We start from the raw sequence: 23,502 nt of genomic DNA on the forward strand, positions 1-23,502 counted from the left end.
ACTGTTCTATGCATTATGTATATAAATTTTAATTGCCTACTAAAAAAATAACGTATTTGCAGGATGTATAAAAATTATACAAAAGGTAATAATTCATCGTTTACCCAACAATAGATAATATAGATAAAGAAAAGATACTAGAGAATATCACAGTGGAGTAATCTCTAGTATCTTTTCATAGTATTTTAGCGGCTATGCAATACGAAGGGATAAAAAAAAGACCTCTTACGGAAAGATAAGAGGTCATCAAGAAGATAAAAATGTTGTATTTGAAACACGCGAGTTTCTAATTAACATCATAACACAATATATTTATATATTCAATATATACATAAAAGTAAGGGATATATGTTCAAAAAACACACGGAATATTAATTTGGAACAGTATGTTTTATTCTTTTAACCTATTTCTTCTACAATGCCGTAATTGTAACAATGGATGGTCTCCTCTATATACTGATGAGCAATTGTAGCAAGTTTTTCTAAATTCTCTTCCGTTACCTCATGAATAAACAGAACAAAATTACTGTCGGATTCGGAGTCTGTTGAAATGGAACCATCGATCCGTTATGAAATGTTGAGCTTGCATCTCCTAGATTCCATGTAAATATTCGCTAATTCCAATCCCCTTTCGTGTCTATTTTATGTTTAATATAGTCTCGTACCGTACAAACGGGAAATGTTGTTAATTTGAAAAGAGAGAGGAATAAAATTTCTTTATCGCCTCTGTTCTTTCTTCTGTATGATAGAAAAAACGGAGAAAGGTAGAATTTTATCTATTCTCATAATTTGTTAGAAAATTCTAATTTGATTAAATTAAAAGAAAATGATATATTGATTTTATAATAACAATCCAATTAATGGATGACAACCTAATACCTGTAAGTAGACTATGAAAATGTCAGATAAACGGGAGGAATTTAATATGAAAAAATTATGTTCATTTGCTTTAATTGGTGCCTTAACCTTTTCGGGTTTTATCGTTTTAGACAGTACGCTACCTGATAAAGCGCGCGCTGAAGTAAATACGATTAAGCAAGCTTCAGCTGTTGTGGATGATTGGCCATGGCAAACGTATTTCTTATTGCATCACAATGCGGACTATATACAAGAATTAGCCCCTGGTAGGTTAAAACAAGGTGGTATGTTTGATACGACGGTATATATAGGCGGAAAAGATGTGGGTGTTGTAAAGATTTATAGATTGAACGGAGAAGGTGAATTGCAGCGCTACAAAACCATTTCTGCAGGTGAGGCTGGGCACCACTACTATTCTAGGTTCACAACACCTATTACAACAGTTTACACACCAGGTACATATGTAGCAGTACTGAAGATAGACACTTCATATTATTATGGTGGCTCCTTCCAAATTACAAAGTAAAACATATAGGTATATTTGTCTGAAACGCACTGGGTTACGGTGCGTTTTTGTTATCTAACGAATAAATGATCACGCGGGAATTCAAAGCATATTATCGAAACGGAGCTGAATGTGATGAAAATTGTAACAGTTAGTGCGGATGCAACAGTCCATGTTGGTATTTTAAAAGGGATGACAGGAAGTGTTACTAGTTATGATGCGGATACTGGGATGGCCGAAATCTAATTGGATCCATTTACAACGGTTATAATTAGGTCTGTATTTCTAACGCAATAAGGTTTGTATAGGATTCTTTAGAAAATTAATATTTGATTTTTATAGTGACTCAATACATTCTATGATTAAAACTGAGTTACATATTTTAAAATCATCACCAGGAGAATCTGCAAATTTACGGGTTCTTATTTAAAACATAATGCCAGAAAAGCTGAGGTGAATAAAGTGCAAAGTTTAAAATCTTTAAAACGTGACGTATACATTTTTCTTCCATTGTCTATTTATTTTTCCTCCATTTTTATTTCATTCTATATTATAGAGAATACATTCAACTTGCTAAGTTTTTTACCAGCACTTGGAACCCTGTATGTCTGGGTAACTAGTGTGATAGACATTAAAAATAAAAATTACAAAATAAAATAAAAAAGCAACTGAACTAGATGCTTTGCTCTTAATGTTATAGAATATTGACGCCCATGACCATACAGCTACCAAAAACAATACATACCAAACCTAAAAATATTAAAAACCCTGGCAAATCAATATGCTCGAGTAGCGCGCATATTAATAATAAAAAGGGATAGACTAGAATTTCAATCCAGGTAACGCCCCCTGCTTTCTTTATTTCTCGGTATGATACTATGCTGACAAGTAAAATGCCTAATACAATTAGCCCTATCCCTAACATCATCCATCCATTCACCCTTTTTAGAATTTTAAAATTTAGCTCTTCACTTTCATATACTGCTCTTTTACACGCACCAGTAAGTCCCTCAGTTTCTTCTCTACAGGATGTTCTTGATTTTCTGGTACTTCTCTCCCGTATGATGAGAAGCTTTGTGAGCATGCACTAGGTGTGACTTCCAATTTCGCGTATGAGAAAGTATGCTCATTTTCTTCACCGATGTTTTCAGTAGTGCTTCCATTTGAACCAACGCGTATGCAGCTTTCGTCAAGTTTGGTGCGCTTTCCTTCCTTGTTAACCGTGTAATAGGTATCGTTGACTTCCCCATATTTCATATTAGGTGTTGATGTTACTGCGGTCCCGTCTGCAGAAAAAGTAACAACACGAAACCCATCTTCTTCTGGCAACAACTCAGCTCCTGGAACATTGTATAGAACCAAAAGGTCTCCTTCGTATGCTTCTGGAATGAGATAAATGGTATCTGTAGTGTCTTTTCCGAATCGGATACAACCGCTTAAAAGAATCATACTAAAGATCCCACAATACATTATAACTTTTCTCATAGAGTCTCTCCCGTTATGTGTAAGAATGGTATAGTATGTATTATATTCCCTTGGATAGAATAAGTTTCTAGTTTGAAGACGATTTTACTATTGTTATATAAAATATTTATGTCAGTGGATGATTAGCACGAAGAGAAATGGAGTGAATTGATGAGCAGACGTTTTGCATTAACATATGAAAATAAGATTTTGAGAAAGATAATGATTACCGTAAGCATTATCACACTCGTTTTCATTACAACAGGGTGTGATTCAGTCCAAAATGATGCAAAGGATGTAACGGAGATTCCGCTAAACAGCAAACTAGATTCCCTTATTTCAGAAAGTATCATTGCCTGGAATCAAGACAAATTAAATCATACAAAAAAACAATTTGAGACGCATGTAATCTATGGAACTGAAATGAAGGATGAAAAAATGTATGTCTACCTTCATTCCCTCATGCAAGGATACAACCGCGAAACACAGACAGTTTCTCAAGCAGGACATTTACTTCCAGTCCGTGTGACGGTCACAAAAAATGGGGATGATTACCGTGAACCAGGAGATGGTGCTGAAAATGAACCTACTTTGCGCAACATGTTCCCGAAAAAGTATGCGGATCAAGCACTCACTATCTCAAATGAAACGATTCAATCATTAGAATCTCGTATGCAAGAATATGTTTCTAAGCGGCTGGAAGATACAAGTAATAAGAGACAAGATAGATAACAAATAAAATATTCATAATCGAATATTTTACAAAAAAAGGAGAGATATAATCTCTCCTTTTTCTACTTTATACCTAGCATTATTTGTTATATCCACCAAGTTGCTGTTCTGCCATAGCAACGAGACGTTTTGTGATTTCTCCACCTACAGAGCCGTTCGCTCTTGCAGTTGAATCCGCGCCTAATTGTACGCCGAATTCTTGTGCAATTTCATATTTCATTTGATCCAGTGCGCTTTCTGCACCTGCAACCACTAAAGAGTTGTTACGATTGTTTGCCATCACATATCACCTCCTGTACGTTTAATATGCTACGAAACAAAGAAAATATTATTAGTAAATAAATCCATTTATAACGTGTACTTTTCAACCATTTTACTTTCCCATTACAATTTCAGCATAATAACAGTACAAGTTTTCTTTATTTGCATGAGTTTACAGAATGTGAAATATGATTATGAAGAGTTTTATTTTACAAAAAAATTTATCGATGTAGTTGTATTGCAAGTTCTTCTAAAATATTGACAGATAATATGCTGTGTGTTAAATTCAAAATATTTAAATATTAAGGAGATGAGTGACAGATGTCAGTTAATAAGATAGAAGAATATTGGTATATGTACGCTAAAGAAAATGAGTTAAACATGAGTGTTCCAGATGCATGGATGTTTGGAGATGGTTCCAAAGAAATGGGAGATGAATTAGGAAGTTTAGTAGTTAAAGGAATCAAAACAGGAACATGCGCTGCACATTGTGTTTATGAGCTTGAAGGGGAAGAAATTCAAAAAGTTGGTCAGTACGATATTGTATTGGATGGAGACAATAATCCATTAGCAATTATAAAATATACAAAGATCGATTTACTAAAAATGAATGAAGTAACAAGTAATTTTGCAAGATCTGAGGGTGAAGGCGATTTAAGCTATGATTATTGGTATAGTGAGCACGTTAAATTTTTCACTTGGGAATTAAGTCGGTATGGACTTAATTTTACTCCAGACTTAATGCTAGTTTGTCAAACGTTTAAGGTAATGGATGTTTATAAAGATTAAACATGAATGAAAATCAAACATGTTTATTTTATATTATGTTTTTAAGCATTTCGTCATGTAAAAAAACAAAATCCCCTTCAGGAAAGCTGCTAAGCTAGCGTAAGGTGCTAAATTCCCTCAAAGTATCTCAAAAGCTGGATAATCATTTAATATTTCTGTACTCTCCAACTTACAACAAAACACATCGCAAAATATTTTTACGATGTGTTTTAAAAGGGAAATCATCATCAAGTTTTTCACCCATATTTTTATAAGGAGTTTTACCATTGAGGATAAACGCCTTCATTTCAAAACAGTTCTTTTCATTTGTATACGATATGTCTCACACATATAGTATACAAATTATTACACTTACTTTTCTTCACCGCTTGCTTGCATGGAATTAAAAGTCCAATTTAATTTCAACGCATCTCCTTGAAATACATTTTGTTCTTCACCGTTATCTACGAATGTAAACATTACATAAAATGTATCATCATCACCTGGAGCAAGTCCATTTCCTTCTCGATCTACAATACCGTTCTTTACAAGATTAGGAATATTTCCATTTTGCGTAGCTACCTTTAATTCAGATAATGTAGTAGACCAAATTGGAACCTCATTTTTATCCAAGTTCCACAAGAAATCAACACGGATATGATCACCAAAATCAGCATTTCCATTATCCCCTTTCGCATCGATTACACTGTAATCTGTCAGGAGTTTCACATCTCCTATTGCTAAGGTTCCTTTGTTTACTAATTGAAAACCACGTTCCATTTCATCACCTGGTTTCAGATTGTCGACATTAATAACAACTTCTGGATTCACACTCAAATCTAAAGTACCCGCTGCAAACGTGTTTTGTGATACTTCCTTATCACTAAAATATGCATATGTTCCCCCGCCAATTAAGGATAAGCCAAGCATTGCAGTTACAACACCCATACCAAGTTTTTTCTTCATACCCATTTCACAAGTCCCCCTATTGTTAAAGTTTAAACTACAAACCTTATTTCCATCCCACAAACAACAATAATAATTAAGCAACTTCCTTGTCCCATAATGAAAGCAAACTTACTTTAAACTAGTTACTTCATGTACCCAAACGACTATGACTCTTAAAATGACCGGTAATGTTACCGTAAATCATTACCGGTCATTTGTTAACCAATCCATTTCATTTAATATCCATTGTCTGATGCCTTTATTTACTCTAGAAGTTTGTCCACTTATTTTTTTGGTTCTAAACCGATAGAGCGTAAAATTTTCTCTAACGTCACTGGCCCTACATTTTCTTTCGGTTTCGCGTTTCCTTTAGCATCTGGGCCCTTTTTCAAGAAGTTTTTCTCAATTAAACGAACATCCGTTTCATCTACAACACCATCTTGATTTATATCTCCATCTTTTACAGATACTTTTCCTTTTCCATACGATAAAGCTGCTATTCTAGCATCTTGAATATCTACCATTTTATCGCCGTTTACATCACCTGCAAGGTTATCATCCATGTCAGCTCTAAAGTTTTGTCCCACTAATTCTCCATCCTGCATTTTCCCTATTTTTGTTGTTAATTTACTATTTAAATGACCTGGCATTTCTACGAAAATATCATATTCTTTATCGCTTACTGGAACACTATGAATTTCAAATTGTCCGTTATCACCAATCGTTCCTGTATATTTCTTTCCATCCTTGCCAACTGCATACACTTTTGCTCCTAGTTTTGTATAGTCTTTCTTACCTAAATACCCCTCTTCATTCAAGAAAGCTTCCGGGCCAATATATCCTGTAACCGTTGAATGTTTCGAAACAATAGCAAAAGATTTATCTTTAAACGCAGGAATCTCAATGCCTTCTGATGCACCAACTTTTGTATAAGAGAACTTATCTACTCCAAATGCAGTCAAATCATTAAAGTATTCATCGTTCGTCATCTCGAATGTAACATCTAAAAATGGTTTATCTCCATCTAATCCTTTAAATTCTTTTCCTTCCAATGATGCGCCAACTTTCACCTTGTTTTCCCAAGCTCCTGCTTCACTTATCTTCGGATCTTCTAATTTAAGGTTCAATCCATGTTGTTCTACATATTCCGTAAGTGCTGGATTTGGTTTCACATCTGTAAATTTAAATAGCTGCTTGTAATAAGGAATTTCAAATGTACCTGACATAAGCTGTTTTACATTATTAAGATTCAAAGTTAATGTAATTTTCTCTCCTAATTTGATTTTATCTTTGTCATAACTTGGAACAGCGTATTCTGTCCCTTCTTTTACAAAGACGTAATCTTTATATCCAGTTGCCATATTCCCTGCAGTTGCAAGATCATATCCAAATAATTTTAAATTTAACGGCTCATTTATTTCCTCTGGAAGTACTCCAAATTTAAAATCACCATTTGCTTGAATTGTATTCAACCATCCTGATGGGAAGGCTGAGTTTTGATAATATACAATTTGATTCGCTTTTTGATCATATTGCAAGCCTTTTGCCTTTAATGCATCTACTGTAGAATCATAAATATTACCATGCACCCATAATGCACGCTGGCCGTCTTCTTCTTTAAACATAGAATCATTGACTTCGTGTATACCAGGTTGTACATCCTTAAATTTCATTTCAGGTATTACATTATCAATGATAATGCTATCGCCTTTTGTATAAGATTTTCCTTCTTTATCATATCCAACGAAGTTCAATTCGTAATCTCCATCAGGCAACATAACAGGTTTATCCGCAATTGGATGAGCTGGATTTCCTGTGAATGGAAGTACATACCCTCCCATACCAGAAAACATCATATATTCAACATTCGGTGTTAGACTACTTGCATTAAGTGTACCAACGACTCCTAATGCCTTCCCTGTCGTTCGGTCCTTCACAATTGCATCAATGGTTTCGAGAGGACTATTTAATTTAAATGTCAACGGCGAACTTGGTCTTTCCATAAATGGATGGAATTTAGAAGCATCTGTTGCCATTGCATCTCTTAGTAAATCTACAGACGCAATCCCTTTTTCTGTGAATTTAACTGCAAATGGTACTTGATATACTTCTTTTTCATTGTTTTTATTTGAAATATGAATATAGCCCTCATATCTACCAAATTCAGCGTTTTCTGGAATGGTAATTTCAGGGTTAATTTCCTCTGATGCACCAGGAGCTACTTTAATAGAATCTGGTACGTTTAGCTTCACACCATTCTTCGCTGCATCTTGCACACCTACACTTGTAGGTGAAAATTTCACCTCTAATTTAAACTCTTTCCCATCTGTTTTACTGCTGTTCTTAATTAAAACTTTTCGACTATCTTTAATAGGCCCATTTTCAATTTGATTTTTATACCCAAATGCAATAGAACCTGTTTTTTCTTCAATTTCTACTTCTTCATCACCTACAACGTTTGATGTTTTATCAACAACCTCGATAGATGTATCTGCATGAACTGCACGATATGCATCAATTCGTCCTGAGCCCACCTCAAATACAGAACGCTCTTCTTTTAAGTCAACTGCGGTATTCATGAGTGCTTCTTTTACTTCAAATGGACTATAGTTTGGATGTTCTTGTAAAATGAGTGCCGCTACCCCTGTAGTATGAGGAGTTGCCATAGAAGTACCTGACATACGTCCATACGCTATCGGATAATTTTCTCCATCTTTTGGATCATTAATATATTCAGGAACAGTTGAGAAAATAGACACACCTGGTGCTACAATATCTGGCTTAATATCATCTGTCTTAGTTGCAGGACCACGGGAGCTGAAATCAGCTAAGTGATCTCCCTCTGTTTTTATATTACTTAGTTCCCCAAACGCTAACGACACATCTCCTTGTACAGCTTTTGCTTGTAATTTCTCACCATCTACTTTTGTTAAGCGGAACGATGGAATAGATGCAGTACTTTCCCCAAGATAACTTGTAATTTCACCATCTACATTGTTATATACGATTACCGCCTTTGCGCCTGCTTCCTTAGCATGCTTAATTTTCTCATCAAATGTAATCTCACCGCGTTGGATAAGAGCTAATTTTCCTTTTACATCTTTTCCTGTAAAATCATCTGATTTCCCGAGCCCTGCATATACAACTGATACGGATTGACCTTTCAAATCTTCAATCTTATCAGTAAAGCTTTTTCCAAGTAGCATCATCTTATCCACATGTAAATCACCTGCATCGACGGAAAACGTTGGGATTTTCATTGCAGCGTTACTGGCTCCAACTGTAATCGGAAGTGCCGCTGCACTAGGTGATCCAATGGTACCTTCTTCCGGACCACTATTACCTGCTGCTACAACTGTAACAACACCAGCTAACATCGCATTGTTCACTGCGACAGAAGTAGGATATAAAGGATCATTAATAGACGCACCTAGTGATAAATTGATAACATCCATATTGTCTTTCACTGCTTTATCAATCGCAGCAAGAATACCGCTTGTTTGTCCACTTCCATATGGGCCTAATACGCGATATGAATATAAATCTACATCTGGAGCAACACCCTTCACTGCATAATCCACACTATTCTGTTTGTCTGCAGCAATTGTCCCAGCTACATGCGTACCATGGGATGTATAATATGCACTCCCCTCATAAATCTCAGGATATCCTCCAGAATTTTGCCAATCCTTATACGTTGTCTCCATTGGATCAGCATCATTATTAACAAAGTCCCATCCTTTTATGGAGTTCGGATCTATTTTACTTGGATCTTCACCTTGTTTTGCACGATATCCTTTATATGCATCTTTCAAATCCGGGTGGTTGTAATCAATACCTGTGTCCAGTACACCTACCTTAATTCCTTTCCCTGTTATTTTTTCATCATGCAGCTTGTCCACACCAATTTGCGGTACACTATCCGCCATTTTCGGTTCAACAGCAGTCTTAGTTGTTTCTTTCGGCAAATCAATTTTAACCTCATGATCTTCCCATACGCGCTTAACGATACCGGTACGAACTAAGTCTTCGATCATATTTGCTGGTAAAGAAATCGCTACACCATTAAAAGCATTCTTATATTCTCTTGTTATTTTTGCAGATTTTACATTTGTCCCTTTCTCTTTATTCTTTTGAAGTTGCTCAAGCTCTGCTTTAAATCCTTTATGTGATGCCTCTACCTTTTGTTCCGCATTTGAAAGAGCTACTTTTCTCCCTTTAGCCGCTTGTTTTAATACCTCTATTTTGCTAGGCGCTTGCTTAAATTCTATAATCACATTCACATTATTAGGACTTGTTGTATTGATACCTGGCGAAATAACAAAACCTGGTTTTGTATCTAACGTTTTTAAGGCATTACGTTGTTCCTTTGTAAGACCTTTTAAGATAGCATTTGCATCATCAATTCCAGTTAAAGTAGATGTATTTACCTCTTCCGCTAATACATTATATGGAATTCCTTGAGACAATAACATTCCAACTGTTAACGTTCCAATAAGAATCTTTCCAAATTTCCCTCGTTTCATATTACATCTCCCCATTATTAATATTATTTTTTGAAACAAATTGATTCTTAAATTCCCATGTAGCATTGGAAACTCTATTAATCTTAATCTTTTGTATCATGAAAGATTTCCAACACTACTACCATCCCCATACCTCACATAGCTAACCACTCACTTTACTCTTTCTATAAGAGCCCTCCGTCATTTATTTCCAACAAAAGATTTTCACAAAATGAATTATTAACAAGATTAAAATGTAATTCTATTTTTATTATTCCACATTTTGATTATTCTGAAAATTGAACAAAAGGAGTATCTTTTCTCTAAGGATTCTATGCCTACATAGTACAAAAGAACTACCTTGTCCTTTATTCTTTGTAATACAGAATAAAGCGACACGATAGTTCTTTGATAGATTTCTTATTTAATCTAGCGGAACTAATTGATTTCGGACTGCATAAATCACTGCTTGCGATCGACTTTTCACATTTAGCTTTTTAAAAATTTTATTGATGTGAATTTTAACTGTTTTATCACTAATATATAAAACTTCAGCAATTTCTTTATTACTAAGTCCTTTTACTAGTTCAAAGAGAATTTCCTTTTCACGTTCCGTCAGTTCATTTTCATTTGATTCTACTTTCATTTTTTGCTGATGATATGTAATTAATTTTTTAGTCATACGCGGATGAATGACTGAATCGCCTCGATATAACATTCGAATTGCTGCTACTACCTGATCTGATGATGAATCCTTCAATAAATAACCATCAGCACCGGCCTGGAGTGCATCCATTAAATACTCGTCATGTTCATACATTGTAAACACAAGTACACGGCAACTCGGATATTTTTTTTTCACTAACTCTGTAGCTTCAATCCCATTTTTCCCTGGAAGATTAATATCCATCAAAATACAATCTGGTCGGCATTCTTCTACTTTTCCCAATACTCCATCCCCAGAGCTAGCTTCTCCAACCACTTTCATATCAGATTCATCCTCTAGTATGCTCCGAATTGCATCCCGTAAAAAAGCATGATCATCTACTACTAATATTTTAATCATTTTACGCACCCCTTGTTTGTGAATCTGGAATTAACAGTGTAATTTCTGTCCCTTTTCCTACAGAACTATCAATCTGTAAAGTAGCCCCTAATTGGTCAGCTTGTTCATTCATATGTAATATACCATAATGTGGCTCATTCTTCGTTTTAACCATAGACTCAAATAGTGAAAAGCCAACTCCATTATCCTTAACCCTTAAAAGCACGTGTTCACTTTGATAGCTGAGTAAAACATCAGCCTTTTTTGCCTGTGCATGTTTTACAATGTTTTGCAAACTTTCTTGTAATGTATCAAATATAACTCTTTCTTTTGAAAAACTAAGCGCACGTGCATGACCTCTTTCATGATATGTAATGTCTAGTTCATATTCTTGTCTTAAAGATTTTATTTTACTTGCTATCGCCTGCTTAAGTCCCAATTGTTGTGTCGGATATGGTTTTAAAGCATAAATAGAATAGCGAACTTCTCCTAGGCTTCCTCTTAAATCTTTTATGCTTTTCTCTACTACTTGCTGCATATCTTTTGGTTTATCACGGTATTTTTTCTGCGCGGATTCTAGTTGGAATATCACCCCGGCTAATGTTTGCGCAATACCATCGTGAATTTCTCGAGCAATTCTATTTCTTTCTTCTAAAATCATTCTTTTTTCCTGTTCAGAAATTAATATCCTTGTTTTAACTACGTTAGCTAATTGGTTAGAAAATGTAGCTAACGACTGTACATCTTCTGGAAAGAAGCCCGCATTTCTACTTTTCCCTGCAACAAACATTCCGACTAGTTCATCATTAACAATAAGAGGAAAATATACAAGTGAGCGTATGACACTTTCAAATATTTCATCTCCAGGAGCCGTACCAATTTTCCAATCATTAAATACAAGGTTTTTAGAAAGTCCCTCAAATGCATCATAATTTTCTAAATGATCAGAAATATCAAGACGAACTTTCCCATCTTTTAATAGAATATTCCAGTTTCCATCATCTTTTGTCCATATTACATATGCTTGTATGCCAAAAAAACCTTTAAGTGCTTGTTTAATATGCTTCAAGTTTCCTCCGGTTAATCCTCGACTAATTTCGGTCGTAATAAGAAATAACTCATATAATCGTTCTTTCTCCATCCTTATCCGTACAGAAAAAGAACTAATAACGGAAGTTGCTACAAGTGGAAAAAAGAAAAACAGTACTGTAACTTCGTTTACCTCCACACTATATGTACTAATTAGTACATGCATCAGTGCCGCATAAGAGAAACCAAAAGTTTCGCAAAGAAATACCGTAATAGTTTTTTTATACCATTGGTAAATTGAATATGGCTGCGGAAGAAGTATCATTAACAAATCGTAAAAGCGATTGTTGAAAAAACAAAAAAACACGCAAAATAATAACAAAGATATTAAATTCTCATACAGAACTGACATACCTATCTTATTAATTATTAAGGACATACATTTGTCTGAAAACCATTTGGCAAAGATCAAACTAAGTGCATGTTGAGTACTATTAAATAACATTCTTTGTATCGGTGAACGACGATGCAGGTGAATAATTAGCGTGACAAGTACAATAGCAACAATAGTTATATGGATTCCAAACTGCCAACTCATAGCGTAAATTATCGGAAAGGTAAGCGAACTAGTTCCTCTCCAAAATCTTACAGGAAAATACTCTGCAATCCCCATAAAAAGTAACAACAATATTAGTATTGTTAGATGAGAAGGGATTTTAATTTCAAGTAAAGATATAGTTATAGTAACCAAACCAAGAAAAGAAATAAAATAAAGATAAAAACTAGCAATCTTTTCTCTCATAAAGATAGAATTTACATCTTTCAAAACAACCCCTTCTTTCCTTATAAAAACTCCATTTTCTCTATTATCCAACAAAAAACCGGCACTGGCAAAATGGAAGGACATCCACTAGCCAATCACCGGCTGTGTACTACACCTAAAAAGGCAAGACACAATACTAGTATATATCAGTTTGTGAAGTTTACCCATTAGTCAAATGGTGTAATTGTACATACTTTTAGACTTAGGTCTACTAGTACAAAAGATGTATACGCAATTTAAATTTTGATTCACTAAAAAAATTCTAAGAAAAATAGGAAGGCAATCGTAGTAAATACTTATCTATATTAATTTCATCTAAATCTTTAGGTTATGTATGTGTCAAATACTCCCCATCTAATATTTGCAAATAACCCATGAGATAATCTCCTTATATACTATATATGAAGTTTATCACTTAATATTTATTGAAGAAAAGGCGATGCATACAATAATCAAATCTAATTAACATATTATTTGATTATCGGTAGCGAGATTAAAGAGACTCCCTACTCTCAGGAAGGAACCTCCAATTCATATTATTCCCCCTATTTCTATGTTTCTTATTTGATTCTAATTAACTAACTGATTAGGGTTATTGCAAATCAAAATAATAAAACCACATCTCCAATTATTAGATAACTATCTAATACATTGGAGGTGCGGTTCACTTAGGTCATTGATGTTTCAGCTATTCTCTTTATTTGAAAATTACATCTACCATATTAATTTAATATTATATTCCTCAAGCCAACTATTAACTTGAAGTAAATAATCTATTATACCTCGTGCATCATTACCTGAAATTACTTCGTCTTTTCCTTCTGCAATAGCACGAACTCTTTCTACATTAATTAATGGCAAAATAGGTGATTCAGGATTGTTCAACACATGTAACATCCAATCACTAATACCTTGTAGATAAGAGGCATCCTTAGTGCTTGGATATGCACTTTTTTTGCGATAACGTACATCCTCTGGAAGTACATTTTCAAAAGCTCTACGTAAAATACCTTTTTCAATATTGTCTATGCTTTTCATTTCGAATGGGACATTCCATAGGTATTCTACAAGCTGGTAATCGCAAAATGGAACTCGTACTTCAAAGCCATTCATCATACTTGTGCGATCTTTTCGTTCTAGCATAAATGGCAAGAAACGTGTAATAAACATGTAAGACATTTGACGTTGCTTCATTTGCAGATCACTTTCACCTTCTAAAAAGGGAACCTCAGCAACTGCATCTTCAAATTTTTGTTTTTGATATTTTTCAGGGCTAATCTTCGCTTTAAAATCCTCTGATAAAATTTCTGTACTATACCATAAATTAACACTCCAAGGGAATATCTCTGCATCTAGAAACTTCTCTTGATGGAACCATGGATATCCTGAGAATACTTCATCTGCGGATTCGCCTGAAAGTGCAACTGTTGCATCTTTTTTCATTTCCTTAAATAACAAATAAAGAGACGTTTCTAATTCTCCAACTCCAGGTAGATCACGCGCTCGCATTGGAGTTAATAAATGCTCTATTAAACTATCTGATCCTAACTCTATAGAATGATGCTTTGTTCCTACATATTCAGCCACACGTTTCACCCAAGGTTCATCACGATCAAAACGAAGGAAGTCTTGCTCAAAGTCTTTTTCATCATTGATGAAATTCAGGGAATATGTATGAAGACGTTCCCCTTTATTCCCAAATTCGTTTCCTGCTAAACCTGTTAAACCACTGGAATCTAAACCTCCAGAAAGCATAGATACCATTGGTTTATCAGCAATTAACTGACGTTTTACCGTATCTTGTAAAATGGAACGGATTGTCTCAACTGTTGTATCAATATCATCTACATGTTCTTTACTTTCAAGTTTCCAATACTGTGTCGTAGTCGAGCCATTAGAGGTAAACGTCATATAATGGCCAGCACGCACTTCATGTATATCCTTGAAAATAGCATGACCAGGAGTACGTGTTGGTCCAAGACAAAATATTTCAGAAAGTCCTTCTTTATTTACCTCAGCATCTACAAGTTGATGCGAAAGTAAAACTTTTAACTCTGAACCAAAGAGAATTGCGCTTCCCCTTTGAGCGAAAAATAACGGCTTCACGCCTAGATGGTCACGACCAAGCATCAATTTCCCAAATCTTTCATCCCAAATACCAAAAGCAAAAATCCCATTTAAGTGTTGAACACAATCTTCTTGCCATTCTAAGTAAGCGTGTAGTAATACCTCTGTATCCGATTTGGTCTGAAATTCATGACCTTTCTCCTCAAGTTCTTTACGTAATTCTTGATAGTTATAAATTTCTCCATTGAACGTAAGGCCAATCGTATCATTTCCATCTTTATACAGCATAGGTTGAAGGCCACCTTCAGGATCAATGACGATGAGACGTCGATGACCTAATGCCGCTCGTTTTGAAAACCAATGCCCATCTGCGTCAGGTCCTCGGTGAATGATAGCATCTGTCATTTTTTTTAACGTTTCTTGTTCATGAGACAGGTCTTTAGACCAGTCTATCCACCCTGCAATTCCACACATAGTGTCTACCTTCTCTCAAATAGTATAGAAACCGACTAAAATCAAATATCAGTCGGTTTTCCGTAAAAAAATCCGACTAAAAACATCTTTTAGTCATGTTTATATAATAAAATGAATTGAATAAAAAATCAAATAATTCAATCAAGAAAGAAATCACTTTCCCCTTCACTTGAATTCTCATCTTCCGATTAAAAAATTATTACCTCAAACTTTCAACTTTATCCCTAGGTTATAAAGTTGCATTCTATTATAGTTATATAATAGAAATAAGAATGGTGTATGTTATTCTATAAGAAGCAAATAGAGGACTTTCTATTAGGAGTTACAAAATTAAAAATGAACTGATACAGAATGTAAAAACTGAAAACTCGCTAAATATTTCAAGGATAGGGTGTAGACAATGATCAAATTAAAAAAAGAAAATAAAAAAATGAAAATCATTCAATCTGCCACAATACTGTTCTCTACGCGTGGTGTCCGTAACACAACGGTTGATGAAATTGCAAAGACAGCTAAAGTTGGTAAAGGTACTATTTATTATTACTATACAGATAAAACTGAAATATTATGCGACTGCTATATGCGTCATATTCAGCTCAAACGCTCACAATTATTTAATTTATATAAAGAAGAAAAAGATGTTTTACTTCGAATACAAAAAATTCTTCATTATATCAGCCTAGAATATCATCAAGATCCATTTGTTTCTACACTCTTTCAAGAATATAAAGAGTACCATTCACCTGAAATTACAACTTGTTTTAAACAATCTGAAGAAGAAGCAATTAACATGATAAGTAAATTACTCGAAAAAGGTTATCAGCAAGGGGCTTTGCATAAGGTCCCATTACCGCTTACAGCTTTTATGTTAGTACGAATGATTTTTAACTACGAACAGGATTATATAAAAGATGATAAAAGTGATACAGAATTTCTGCAGTTGCTAAAACATATGCTTCTTAAAAACTAGTTTTAACCACATACAAAAAATAAGTGCGGTGCAATTATATGAAGAAGAACGTGAATAATGGCGGTTTTTTATGAGTTCTTTTCACTCTAGACAAACATACGAAATATCCAACGCTTATGTAGAAATGAATGAAAAAATCATATAAATTTTTCTGAAATTAGAAAGCCTATACTTAAACCTACAATAAAATAGTTCAGTAAAAAGAGCGTGTTTTCATCTATCTAAACACGCTCTTACAAATATTTAAACCCTATATGAATTGCTTATTCCATTCTGATTTTCTTTTAACTAATATATCTCTTTATATACGATTATCATGCCAGAAGTTTATTGGAAAATGATTGTTCTCACCATAAGCTTCAAATTCATACCCTTTTTCTCTTAATCCTTTTATAATTGCTGGAACTGCCGCAACAGATTGTGGATGAATATCGTGCATTAAAACAATTTCCTTTGAAGACGTCGCACCTGCTAAGACATTTTGAACAATTTTTGCGGCCGCTACATCCACAGGTAGTTTATTATATTTCCAATCTAGAGAGTCAATTGTCCAATCCCATACTTTTAAATTATTTCTGACTACTTCATTTCGAAGTGATTCATTTAATCCAGGCATTGATCCATATGGTGGGCGTGTTAATTTCGGGGAGTTTCCAATAACATTTCTAATTAAAGATTGATCCTAATTCATTTCCTTCACATATTCCTGATTGGTGTATAAATTTTTAAAATCATGTGTCATACTATGCATACCCACATAATGGTTCTCTACATGCTCTCGTTTCACTAAATCTGGGAACCTTTTCACATTATCGCCAATTAAAAAGAATGTTGCTTTCACATCATTTTTCTTTAATACATCTAATAGGTTAGCTGTATATTTTCCTGGTCCATCATCAAAAGTTAAATATGCAACTTTTCTTTCTTTACCATCAAAACGATTAGGTATTGGTTTTTTTAATTCATTTTTAGGTAGACTGCTCACTTGTTGAACACTGTTTCCCTCTTCCGCATTTACCAGCTTAGGATTTGTAATAGATTGAAACATGTAATACCCTATTGCTACTAATGTAATAGCTAACAATACACTTATAATTCTTTTTTTCTTAAGCTTAATTTTCATATTATAATCTTCTTTCTATCAAATCATTCCACTTTATGTCGTTTAGTTTTACTATCCTATTAGCTTATTAAGTTTTTTAACTTAACCAATCTCAATTTTGGACTAATCATTTTAATAATCTATATAGGTGAAAATTAGTGCCCTGCACTAACGTTCATGGCATTTCCTATAATAGTTAGAACTACTGGAAATAATACTGGTCCTAAGGTAAGGATAATGTTTAAAAGTATAATAAAACTATATAGTAAGCTGTAATTTTTACTATTACCGTTTTCGAATACTAGGATGACTAATGTTATTACAGTAATTAAATGTAGTAATAAAATTATCAGCCAATAATACATCATTATAGTAAGATTCCACTTTCCTAATAGTTGGTATGTTACCCCTATTATTATCCCTAATATAGTAACATTAAAGGAAATAAACAAAGTTCTTTTTAGTATTTTAGGAAATGTTTTGTGATCCACAGTTTTATTATATAAACCGATTAAAATGCCCAAAGATAGATATGCTAGTAATAGCCCTACCCAATTCCAGATCCAATCTTGATCCCCCATTAAATTAAACAAAAGCGAAAGGATCCCTCCTACTGCAAAAATCGAGGAGATCATAATACTATTTAAAGCTGATTTCATACTTTTTTCACTTCCTTAAAAATTTTACAATACAGCATTGAAGTCTACTCTTAAGTTTTCCTTTACTTATTAGAATCCTTTTCATTAAAAATCTTGTATGGGAATCCCATCATATAATCCGGTCATCATACCTATTAGCATATACGAAGAATGGATAGCCCAGCAAAAATTACATGTACATGATCCCATACCATAATTTTTAAACTAAACGAAGCTCCACCAAATCCTACTCCACATGGTAGATATACAAATAGAGGATGCGATCCATCAACTTTTATTTGTATATCAATTATTCAGACGAGTAGCAACTACTGCATTACCTTAAAATACATGCTTTGATTTTTCATCGTTAATAAAATAGCACATTTGATTCTTATTAACTTATGTTCCTCCTTCTTCTACTGCTTTACTATAACCAGCTGTATATTCAAAAATAGTAGCCCCTTTATTTCTAAGTAAATCTTTTTCCCACTTTTTTTTTTTTTTTTCCATATGTACATACGATATTTTAAAATTAATCATAATTTATTATAATTAAGTATATATTAACAATATATTAAGTATAAGTAAATAAAATTAACTAAAATTTAACTTTATTTACTTATTTAAAGGGGATTACATATATGAACAATATTAATGTTGGTCAAAAAATTATGGCATTTAGAAAAGGTGCCGGATTAACCAGTAAACGTTTAGCAGAGTTAGCTGATATAACACCTTCCATGTTAAGTCAAATTGAGAAAGGAATCACAAATCCATCATTACAAACACTAAAATTAATTTCTGTAGCATTAAATATTCCATTGTTTAATTTTTTCTTAGAGGATACCAGTACAGAAGAATTAGTTGTAAGAGCTAACCAAAGAAAAAAAATAACTTTTCCTGAAAGCGGCAATGTTTCGTATGAGCTATTATCTCCTAATTTAGATGGATCACTAGAATTGGCTTTAATGAATCTGTTACCTCAAACTGCTTCATCTATGGAGCCTGTGGCACATAAAGGGGAAGAAATAGCATTTATTATGGAAGGACAAGTAAAACTATATCTAAATGATGAGGTTTTACTTCTCAATACAGGTGATAGTGTTAAAATCCCACCTTATGCAAAGCATAAATGGGAAAACACTTCTTTAAACAAGGTCACTGTTATATTTGGAGTAACTCCACCATCTTTTTAATTTCAAATACTAGCGAAGAAAAGTTAGAGAAAATAATCCTCTAACTTTTCTTGTATACATAACTTTATTTTAAGAAAGTAAAAAAATTGTCTCTCAATTATATGAGATTATAATCTAATCGATTAAAAGTAGTGAAATAGATCTTTTTAATTACATACTTAATTTACTTTTTAATGTCCAGTATTTTTCTCCATTCGCTTCAAAAGAGAATTCTACCCATCCATTTGGATCTTCACGATAAATAAAGATGGTTGTTCCAGAAGTTACTGTACCAACTTTATTCTCCTCGACAGCTACATCTGGTCTACTTTTAATTTTTAAATTAAATGGATAAGGTACCTGATAGTAAGTAGCTGATGATACAACATTTGAGCTTGAACCGTCTGCATACATTTTATATGGAATTTCATTAGATAATGCGTCGACATCTAATGTTTCAGGATTCTTTGGTAATTTTTTTGCATATGTATAGTCTTCTACACGAAACGGTTTAATACGTTCCATAATACCCGCAATTTTCTTAGCCCAACCTTTATCTGATGCATATTTCACGTTCATGCCAGTTAATGTTGGCCCGTTATAATACATACCACTTTCTTCTAAATATCTTTCTCGTACATAATTAGCGTTATAAGCAATGCTATCGCCGTAGCTTGGTAAATATTTCGCATATTTAAACGGATCTCCATCATATGCACGTAGACCGAATAGATTATGTTTTTGATATGCGATTTCTGATTTTCCGTATCCAGATTCTAAAATCGCATGCGCTGCTAAATAATGAGCACTCACGCCATATTGATTTTGCGCATTGATAAAATCTTGCCCATGTCCAACTAAAGGACTATCCGAATGATATTTCGCAATAAAACTATCAATCTCTTGAGCTGTAATTTTCGAAGTCACTGTTAAATTTAAATCTTCATATGAAGTAGCAGTAATAATCTCTTTTTCATCGTTTGAATTTTGTTGTAACATATCTGTTTTTGCAGTAAGTTGAGCAGCTTCAGCACGTGTTATAAATCTATTTGGTTGCCAACCGTTCTCAGTACCATTAGAAATTTTTAAATCTATTAAAATATTGGCATATTTTTCTCCCCAATGCCCTTTTAAATCTTCAAATCTAACCTGCTCGTTATAATTTGGTGTGTTTTGTAGTTTATATGCATTTACTAGCATCGTAGCCATAGCAGCGCGAGTTACTTTTCCGGATGGATTGAAGATTCCATTACCTTCACCTTTAACAATACCAGCTCTTTCAGCAGCAGCAATATAAGGAGTAGCCCAGTGGTTTTGTGAATCTGTAAAAGATGGTTTTGCATTAGGATCAATTTGTATCCCTAAAACTTTTGTCATAATTTTTGTAGCCGAAGCTCTGTCTAATGAGTCATTTGAACCAAAAGTTCCATCTGGATAACCATTCAATACCTGTTTATCAACTAAATAATTAACAGATTTATCAGCCCATACAGGAACATCAGGGAATTTATGAGTATCTGCTAAAATATTAGAAGAATAGGATAATATAGATCCTGCAAGGATACCTGTTGCAATTAATTTGTGCTTCATTAAAATAAACACCTCTACCATTGTATTTATCAAATTGGGATTTTCTATCTTTATATTTACATGTTTGTAATAATAATAAAATCGTATTATCACACATTCAATTTGATGTAACGAGTATAGTTACTTATATACGCAAGTGTCAATGAATGTCTTTTACAAAAATGTATAACATTTACATAATTTTAAATTTACATGATCTTATAATTGACTTATGTATAAATTTTGTAAAGGACCTTTTGATAGATTACTTATTAGCTTACCTGAAGAAATCTCTTTAGTTGTTAATTTGCCAACCTTTCTTGTTTACTATGAATCAATTAAAAAAAGAAGTTTTTTGTTTAAGAGCTACTTTAAAATCTTAAGTTGATGGATGTGTGAACGTACCGCTACTAAAATTCTTGCTTTTAAATCATTATTACTGTATTATGTTTACGTAGCAATATAAGGATTATAGTATGTAAAAAGGAATCAAATCTATAAGTAAGATTTAAATCCTTTTCCAAGTCAAAAAGACTTTGCCAAAATCTAATATAATTTATACTTGTCTTTTTAATATGTATCTAGTAAAAACATATTTTTTATCAATAGAATTCTGTTTTCAATATAAATTGAAACTTTTAAATAGAAGTTTATTTAATTTCAATGATAGGAATTATTGTTCTAAACAAGGAACCATACAAAGTGATCTGAAAAACCTGATAGATATTGTATGTAGTTTGCTCATCTCCAGGTACTACAATAAAAGAGCCTTACCTCTCTAGGTAAGACTCTACTAGTTTCGTTGTATAATATTTACATGATAACTAAGAAACAGAAAGCATATAACACCAAATAACAGCACCCTATTACTCCTCCTACAGCTAATACCTGTTTAATCCAACTCTTAAATTTTTGATTACTGTAAATCGCTTGCACTCTTTCCATATTTCCTCCTATTAAGGAGAACCCTTAAAGACTCTCACCTCGCTATAGTACCATTAAAAAATGAATAATAGAGATCTAATGTATAAATATGCAATATTGCATACGAAAATGTATTGTAATAATTGTAAGCGATTACTATAATGAATTTATAAAGATTTATCATATCTTAATACGAAAAAAGAGGAGAGAATAATATGGAAATCGCAATGGCAGTTTTAAAATTTATAGGTGGAGCAATCCCATTAATTCAAGAACTTCTAAAAGCATTTATGTAAATTCACTATTCAGCAATTATTTACAAAAATTATCATACAAATGATCTGTCTATCAAAAATGAATTGATTTACAGATCATTTGCGTGATCAAGGTCCCTTTAACATGATTAAGGGGACTTTTTTTAATTTCCAAATAATTAAGGTTACGTCACATCACCATCAAGTTAGCAAAATAAAATGAAACTTTAACTTGATGGTACTGGGGTAACAGTTGTGATTTAGAGATAAGATCAGATTATACAAAGATTACCCACTGATATGTGGAAGATAAAGAGATAAAGAATACACTTGCGAAATTTAAACGATTGAATTAAAAAACTTGATATTAGTGCGGTTAACAGAATATGAAAATTACTTAAAAATCGTGATATTAGCTAAAAAACACCAAGCCCCCCTCCCCTTCAGGGCCATCTTGGTATTTTTTACGTTCACATACAAATTATTATTTATATTGTTGCATGGGTTTCCTTTTAAATTATATACGTCTACTTTACCATCGATAAGCAATGACTCATGTCTCCCATTTAATCGTACTGATTATGTTTTAAAAACCATCTTGGCTAAAATGATAAAGTAATCTAGCAACTTAACCACGTATAATACTATCACCGAAACCATATATACGATTTCTATAACCTGCTACGATATTTTTCTCTTTTATGCTTTATATGACCAAATGATGATCAGTAAGAACATCTTTAAAAGTTGTATCTGCCCGTAATATTTGTTGCTGCAAGTACTGAACCTGTTAAAATCATTACTTTCATTTTCATGCTATTTTCCCCTTCTTATCCTAATTATTTTTCATTATTAATAATAAAAACATTAATTTCTCCCAGAATGCTATAGACTTACTAAAAAACTCTTCTTGCCTATAGAAGAGTTTTTACTATGATGTGACTCATACATCAAGGGTACTGTTAATTTTATATGGAAAATAAAAAGACTCCATTTTGAAAAAAGGTTAATCAAAATGGAGTTTTTTATTATAAATCTGAATTTATATATATCCTTCTACCTAAAACATCGTATTATCATTAACTGCTTCACTTGGAATCTCTTGAATTACATCCCAGTGTTCGACAATCTTTCCATCCTTGATACGAAATATATCCACTATAGCAACTCCCTTATCTTGAGAATTAGTACGAGAATGTACATGAAGAGCAACTGTATCCCCTTCAGCTAATTCTTTTTTTCAAAAAACATTTAAATTCTACCCTAACGCTTGCAGAATTCTAGCATCCATTACTTTTCTTCTTGTTCTTAAATTTGTCATTGTCCTTAGTAAATTAATCCCAAAACTTATCATAAACTAACGCTCACTTTTCAATATAAGTAGACAT

General features: G+C 33.2%; 16 protein-coding genes and 3 pseudogenes. 6 read left to right on the forward strand and 13 right to left on the reverse strand.

Translation table 11 applies throughout. The features are described 5' to 3' along the window. Nucleotides 1–925 precede the first annotated feature (925 nt). Nucleotides 926–1,384: a DUF5065 family protein gene (locus N2V92_RS22645; RefSeq protein WP_016077685.1), complete on the forward strand. Its 459-nt coding sequence runs from the start codon at nt 926–928 to the stop codon at nt 1,382–1,384. Between the two features lie 673 nt (nt 1,385–2,057). On the opposite strand, the gene N2V92_RS22650 is transcribed toward N2V92_RS22645, so the two are convergent. Both N2V92_RS22650 and N2V92_RS22655 read right to left on the reverse strand, forming a co-directional pair. Continuing rightward, a complete protein-coding gene (locus N2V92_RS22650; RefSeq protein ID WP_000979114.1) occupies nt 2,058–2,291 on the reverse strand; it encodes a hypothetical protein in 234 nt (77 codons plus the stop codon). 32 nt (nt 2,292–2,323) lie between these two features. Then, on the reverse strand, nt 2,324–2,848 hold the full coding sequence (locus N2V92_RS22655) for a DUF6843 domain-containing protein (protein ID WP_001233342.1): 525 nt from the start codon (nt 2,846–2,848) through the stop codon (nt 2,324–2,326). A 150-nt stretch (nt 2,849–2,998) separates the two neighbouring features. On the opposite strand from N2V92_RS22655, the gene N2V92_RS22660 reads away from it, so the two are divergent. After that, nucleotides 2,999–3,559, forward strand: coding sequence for a hypothetical protein (locus N2V92_RS22660; RefSeq protein WP_016077686.1), 561 nt, complete (start codon nt 2,999–3,001; stop codon nt 3,557–3,559). 79 nt (nt 3,560–3,638) lie between these two features. Here the strand turns inward: N2V92_RS22660 and N2V92_RS22665 are convergent, their stop codons facing one another. Beyond that, entirely contained in the window at nt 3,639–3,839 is a 201-nt protein-coding gene (locus tag N2V92_RS22665) for an alpha/beta-type small acid-soluble spore protein (protein WP_000002881.1), read from the reverse strand. A 302-nt stretch (nt 3,840–4,141) separates the two neighbouring features. Between N2V92_RS22665 and N2V92_RS22670 the strand changes: the two genes are divergently transcribed. Continuing rightward, complete coding sequence (locus N2V92_RS22670; protein ID WP_016077687.1) at nt 4,142–4,609, forward strand: ASCH domain-containing protein; 468 nt, start codon at nt 4,142–4,144, stop codon at nt 4,607–4,609. 351 nt (nt 4,610–4,960) lie between these two features. Here the strand turns inward: N2V92_RS22670 and N2V92_RS22675 are convergent, their stop codons facing one another. From N2V92_RS22675 to asnB, 5 genes are all read right to left on the reverse strand, one after another. Beyond that, entirely contained in the window at nt 4,961–5,560 is a 600-nt protein-coding gene (locus N2V92_RS22675; RefSeq protein ID WP_016077688.1) for a TasA family protein, read from the reverse strand. A 260-nt stretch (nt 5,561–5,820) separates the two neighbouring features. Further along, entirely contained in the window at nt 5,821–10,062 is a 4,242-nt protein-coding gene (locus N2V92_RS22680) for a S8 family serine peptidase (RefSeq protein ID WP_042598025.1), read from the reverse strand. A gap of 403 nt (nt 10,063–10,465) precedes the next feature. Further along, nucleotides 10,466–11,107 (reverse strand): response regulator, encoded by a 642-nt coding sequence (locus tag N2V92_RS22685; RefSeq protein ID WP_016100091.1) that lies wholly within the window; start codon nt 11,105–11,107, stop codon nt 10,466–10,468. Nucleotide 11,108: 1 nt separating this feature from the next. Then, nucleotides 11,109–12,941 (reverse strand): GAF domain-containing sensor histidine kinase, encoded by a 1,833-nt coding sequence (locus N2V92_RS22690; protein ID WP_042598023.1) that lies wholly within the window; start codon nt 12,939–12,941, stop codon nt 11,109–11,111. Nucleotides 12,942–13,652: 711 nt separating this feature from the next. Next, nucleotides 13,653–15,479, reverse strand: a complete 1,827-nt coding sequence (asnB, locus tag N2V92_RS22695) for an asparagine synthase (glutamine-hydrolyzing) (protein WP_044797966.1) — start codon at nt 15,477–15,479, stop codon at nt 13,653–13,655. 400 nt (nt 15,480–15,879) lie between these two features. Here asnB and N2V92_RS22700 point away from each other — a divergent pair, with 400 nt between their 5' ends. After that, nucleotides 15,880–16,449, forward strand: coding sequence for a TetR/AcrR family transcriptional regulator (locus tag N2V92_RS22700; protein WP_016077693.1), 570 nt, complete (start codon nt 15,880–15,882; stop codon nt 16,447–16,449). Nucleotides 16,450–16,750: 301 nt separating this feature from the next. Here the strand turns inward: N2V92_RS22700 and N2V92_RS22705 are convergent. The 3 genes and pseudogenes from N2V92_RS22705 to N2V92_RS22715 all read right to left on the reverse strand — a co-directional run bounded on the left by N2V92_RS22705 (nt 16,751) and on the right by N2V92_RS22715 (nt 18,702). Continuing rightward, nucleotides 16,751–17,572 (reverse strand): annotated as a pseudogene (locus N2V92_RS22705) (peptidoglycan-N-acetylglucosamine deacetylase). Nucleotides 17,573–17,706: 134 nt separating this feature from the next. Next, nucleotides 17,707–18,210: a DUF3902 family protein gene (locus N2V92_RS22710; RefSeq protein WP_016077695.1), complete on the reverse strand. Its 504-nt coding sequence runs from the start codon at nt 18,208–18,210 to the stop codon at nt 17,707–17,709. Between the two features lie 381 nt (nt 18,211–18,591). Continuing rightward, nucleotides 18,592–18,702, reverse strand: a complete 111-nt coding sequence (locus N2V92_RS22715; protein WP_340864521.1) for a serine dehydratase — start codon at nt 18,700–18,702, stop codon at nt 18,592–18,594. Nucleotides 18,703–18,833: 131 nt separating this feature from the next. Here N2V92_RS22715 and N2V92_RS22720 point away from each other — a divergent pair, with 131 nt between their 5' ends. Then, a complete protein-coding gene (locus N2V92_RS22720) occupies nt 18,834–19,388 on the forward strand; it encodes a helix-turn-helix domain-containing protein (RefSeq protein ID WP_001059815.1) in 555 nt (184 codons plus the stop codon). A 150-nt stretch (nt 19,389–19,538) separates the two neighbouring features. On the opposite strand, the gene N2V92_RS22725 is transcribed toward N2V92_RS22720, so the two are convergent. Next, nucleotides 19,539–20,957 carry an S-layer homology domain-containing protein gene (locus N2V92_RS22725; protein ID WP_000680993.1) on the reverse strand — a complete coding sequence of 473 codons (1,419 nt, stop codon included), beginning with the start codon at nt 20,955–20,957 and terminating at the stop codon, nt 19,539–19,541. Between the two features lie 1,012 nt (nt 20,958–21,969). Between N2V92_RS22725 and N2V92_RS22730 the strand changes: the two are divergent. Next, a pseudogene (locus N2V92_RS22730) lies at nt 21,970–22,156 on the forward strand (hypothetical protein). 1,018 nt (nt 22,157–23,174) lie between these two features. Here N2V92_RS22730 and N2V92_RS22735 read toward each other — a convergent pair. Next, a pseudogene (locus N2V92_RS22735) lies at nt 23,175–23,354 on the reverse strand (nuclear transport factor 2 family protein); the annotation flags it as partial. Nucleotides 23,355–23,502: the final 148 nt, after the last annotated feature.

Origin of the sequence: Bacillus sp. CH_48 (assembly GCF_038008465.1) — a bacterium.
GTDB lineage: Bacteria > Bacillota > Bacilli > Bacillales > Bacillaceae_G > Bacillus_A > Bacillus_A thuringiensis_S.

What these genes read in the sequence shown, in the direction of transcription:
- N2V92_RS22710 (WP_016077695.1), bottom strand. Translation starts at nt 18,210, where the DNA reads ATGAAATCAGCTTTAAATAGTATTATGATCTCCTCGATTTTTGCAGTA.
- N2V92_RS22680 (WP_042598025.1), bottom strand. Translation starts at nt 10,062, where the DNA reads ATGAAACGAGGGAAATTTGGAAAGATTCTTATTGGAACGTTAACAGTT.
- N2V92_RS22660 (WP_016077686.1), top strand. Translation starts at nt 2,999, where the DNA reads ATGAGCAGACGTTTTGCATTAACATATGAAAATAAGATTTTGAGAAAG.
- N2V92_RS22665 (WP_000002881.1), bottom strand. Translation starts at nt 3,839, where the DNA reads ATGGCAAACAATCGTAACAACTCTTTAGTGGTTGCAGGTGCAGAAAGC.
- N2V92_RS22720 (WP_001059815.1), top strand. Translation starts at nt 18,834, where the DNA reads ATGAACAATATTAATGTTGGTCAAAAAATTATGGCATTTAGAAAAGGT.
- N2V92_RS22655 (WP_001233342.1), bottom strand. Translation starts at nt 2,848, where the DNA reads ATGAGAAAAGTTATAATGTATTGTGGGATCTTTAGTATGATTCTTTTA.
- N2V92_RS22700 (WP_016077693.1), top strand. Translation starts at nt 15,880, where the DNA reads ATGATCAAATTAAAAAAAGAAAATAAAAAAATGAAAATCATTCAATCT.
- N2V92_RS22645 (WP_016077685.1), top strand. Translation starts at nt 926, where the DNA reads ATGAAAAAATTATGTTCATTTGCTTTAATTGGTGCCTTAACCTTTTCG.
- N2V92_RS22725 (WP_000680993.1), bottom strand. Translation starts at nt 20,957, where the DNA reads ATGAAGCACAAATTAATTGCAACAGGTATCCTTGCAGGATCTATATTA.
- N2V92_RS22715 (WP_340864521.1), bottom strand. Translation starts at nt 18,702, where the DNA reads ATGGAAAAAAAAAAAAAAAAGTGGGAAAAAGATTTACTTAGAAATAAA.
- N2V92_RS22650 (WP_000979114.1), bottom strand. Translation starts at nt 2,291, where the DNA reads ATGATGTTAGGGATAGGGCTAATTGTATTAGGCATTTTACTTGTCAGC.
- N2V92_RS22670 (WP_016077687.1), top strand. Translation starts at nt 4,142, where the DNA reads ATGTCAGTTAATAAGATAGAAGAATATTGGTATATGTACGCTAAAGAA.
- N2V92_RS22675 (WP_016077688.1), bottom strand. Translation starts at nt 5,560, where the DNA reads ATGGGTATGAAGAAAAAACTTGGTATGGGTGTTGTAACTGCAATGCTT.
- N2V92_RS22685 (WP_016100091.1), bottom strand. Translation starts at nt 11,107, where the DNA reads ATGATTAAAATATTAGTAGTAGATGATCATGCTTTTTTACGGGATGCA.
- asnB (WP_044797966.1), bottom strand. Translation starts at nt 15,479, where the DNA reads ATGTGTGGAATTGCAGGGTGGATAGACTGGTCTAAAGACCTGTCTCAT.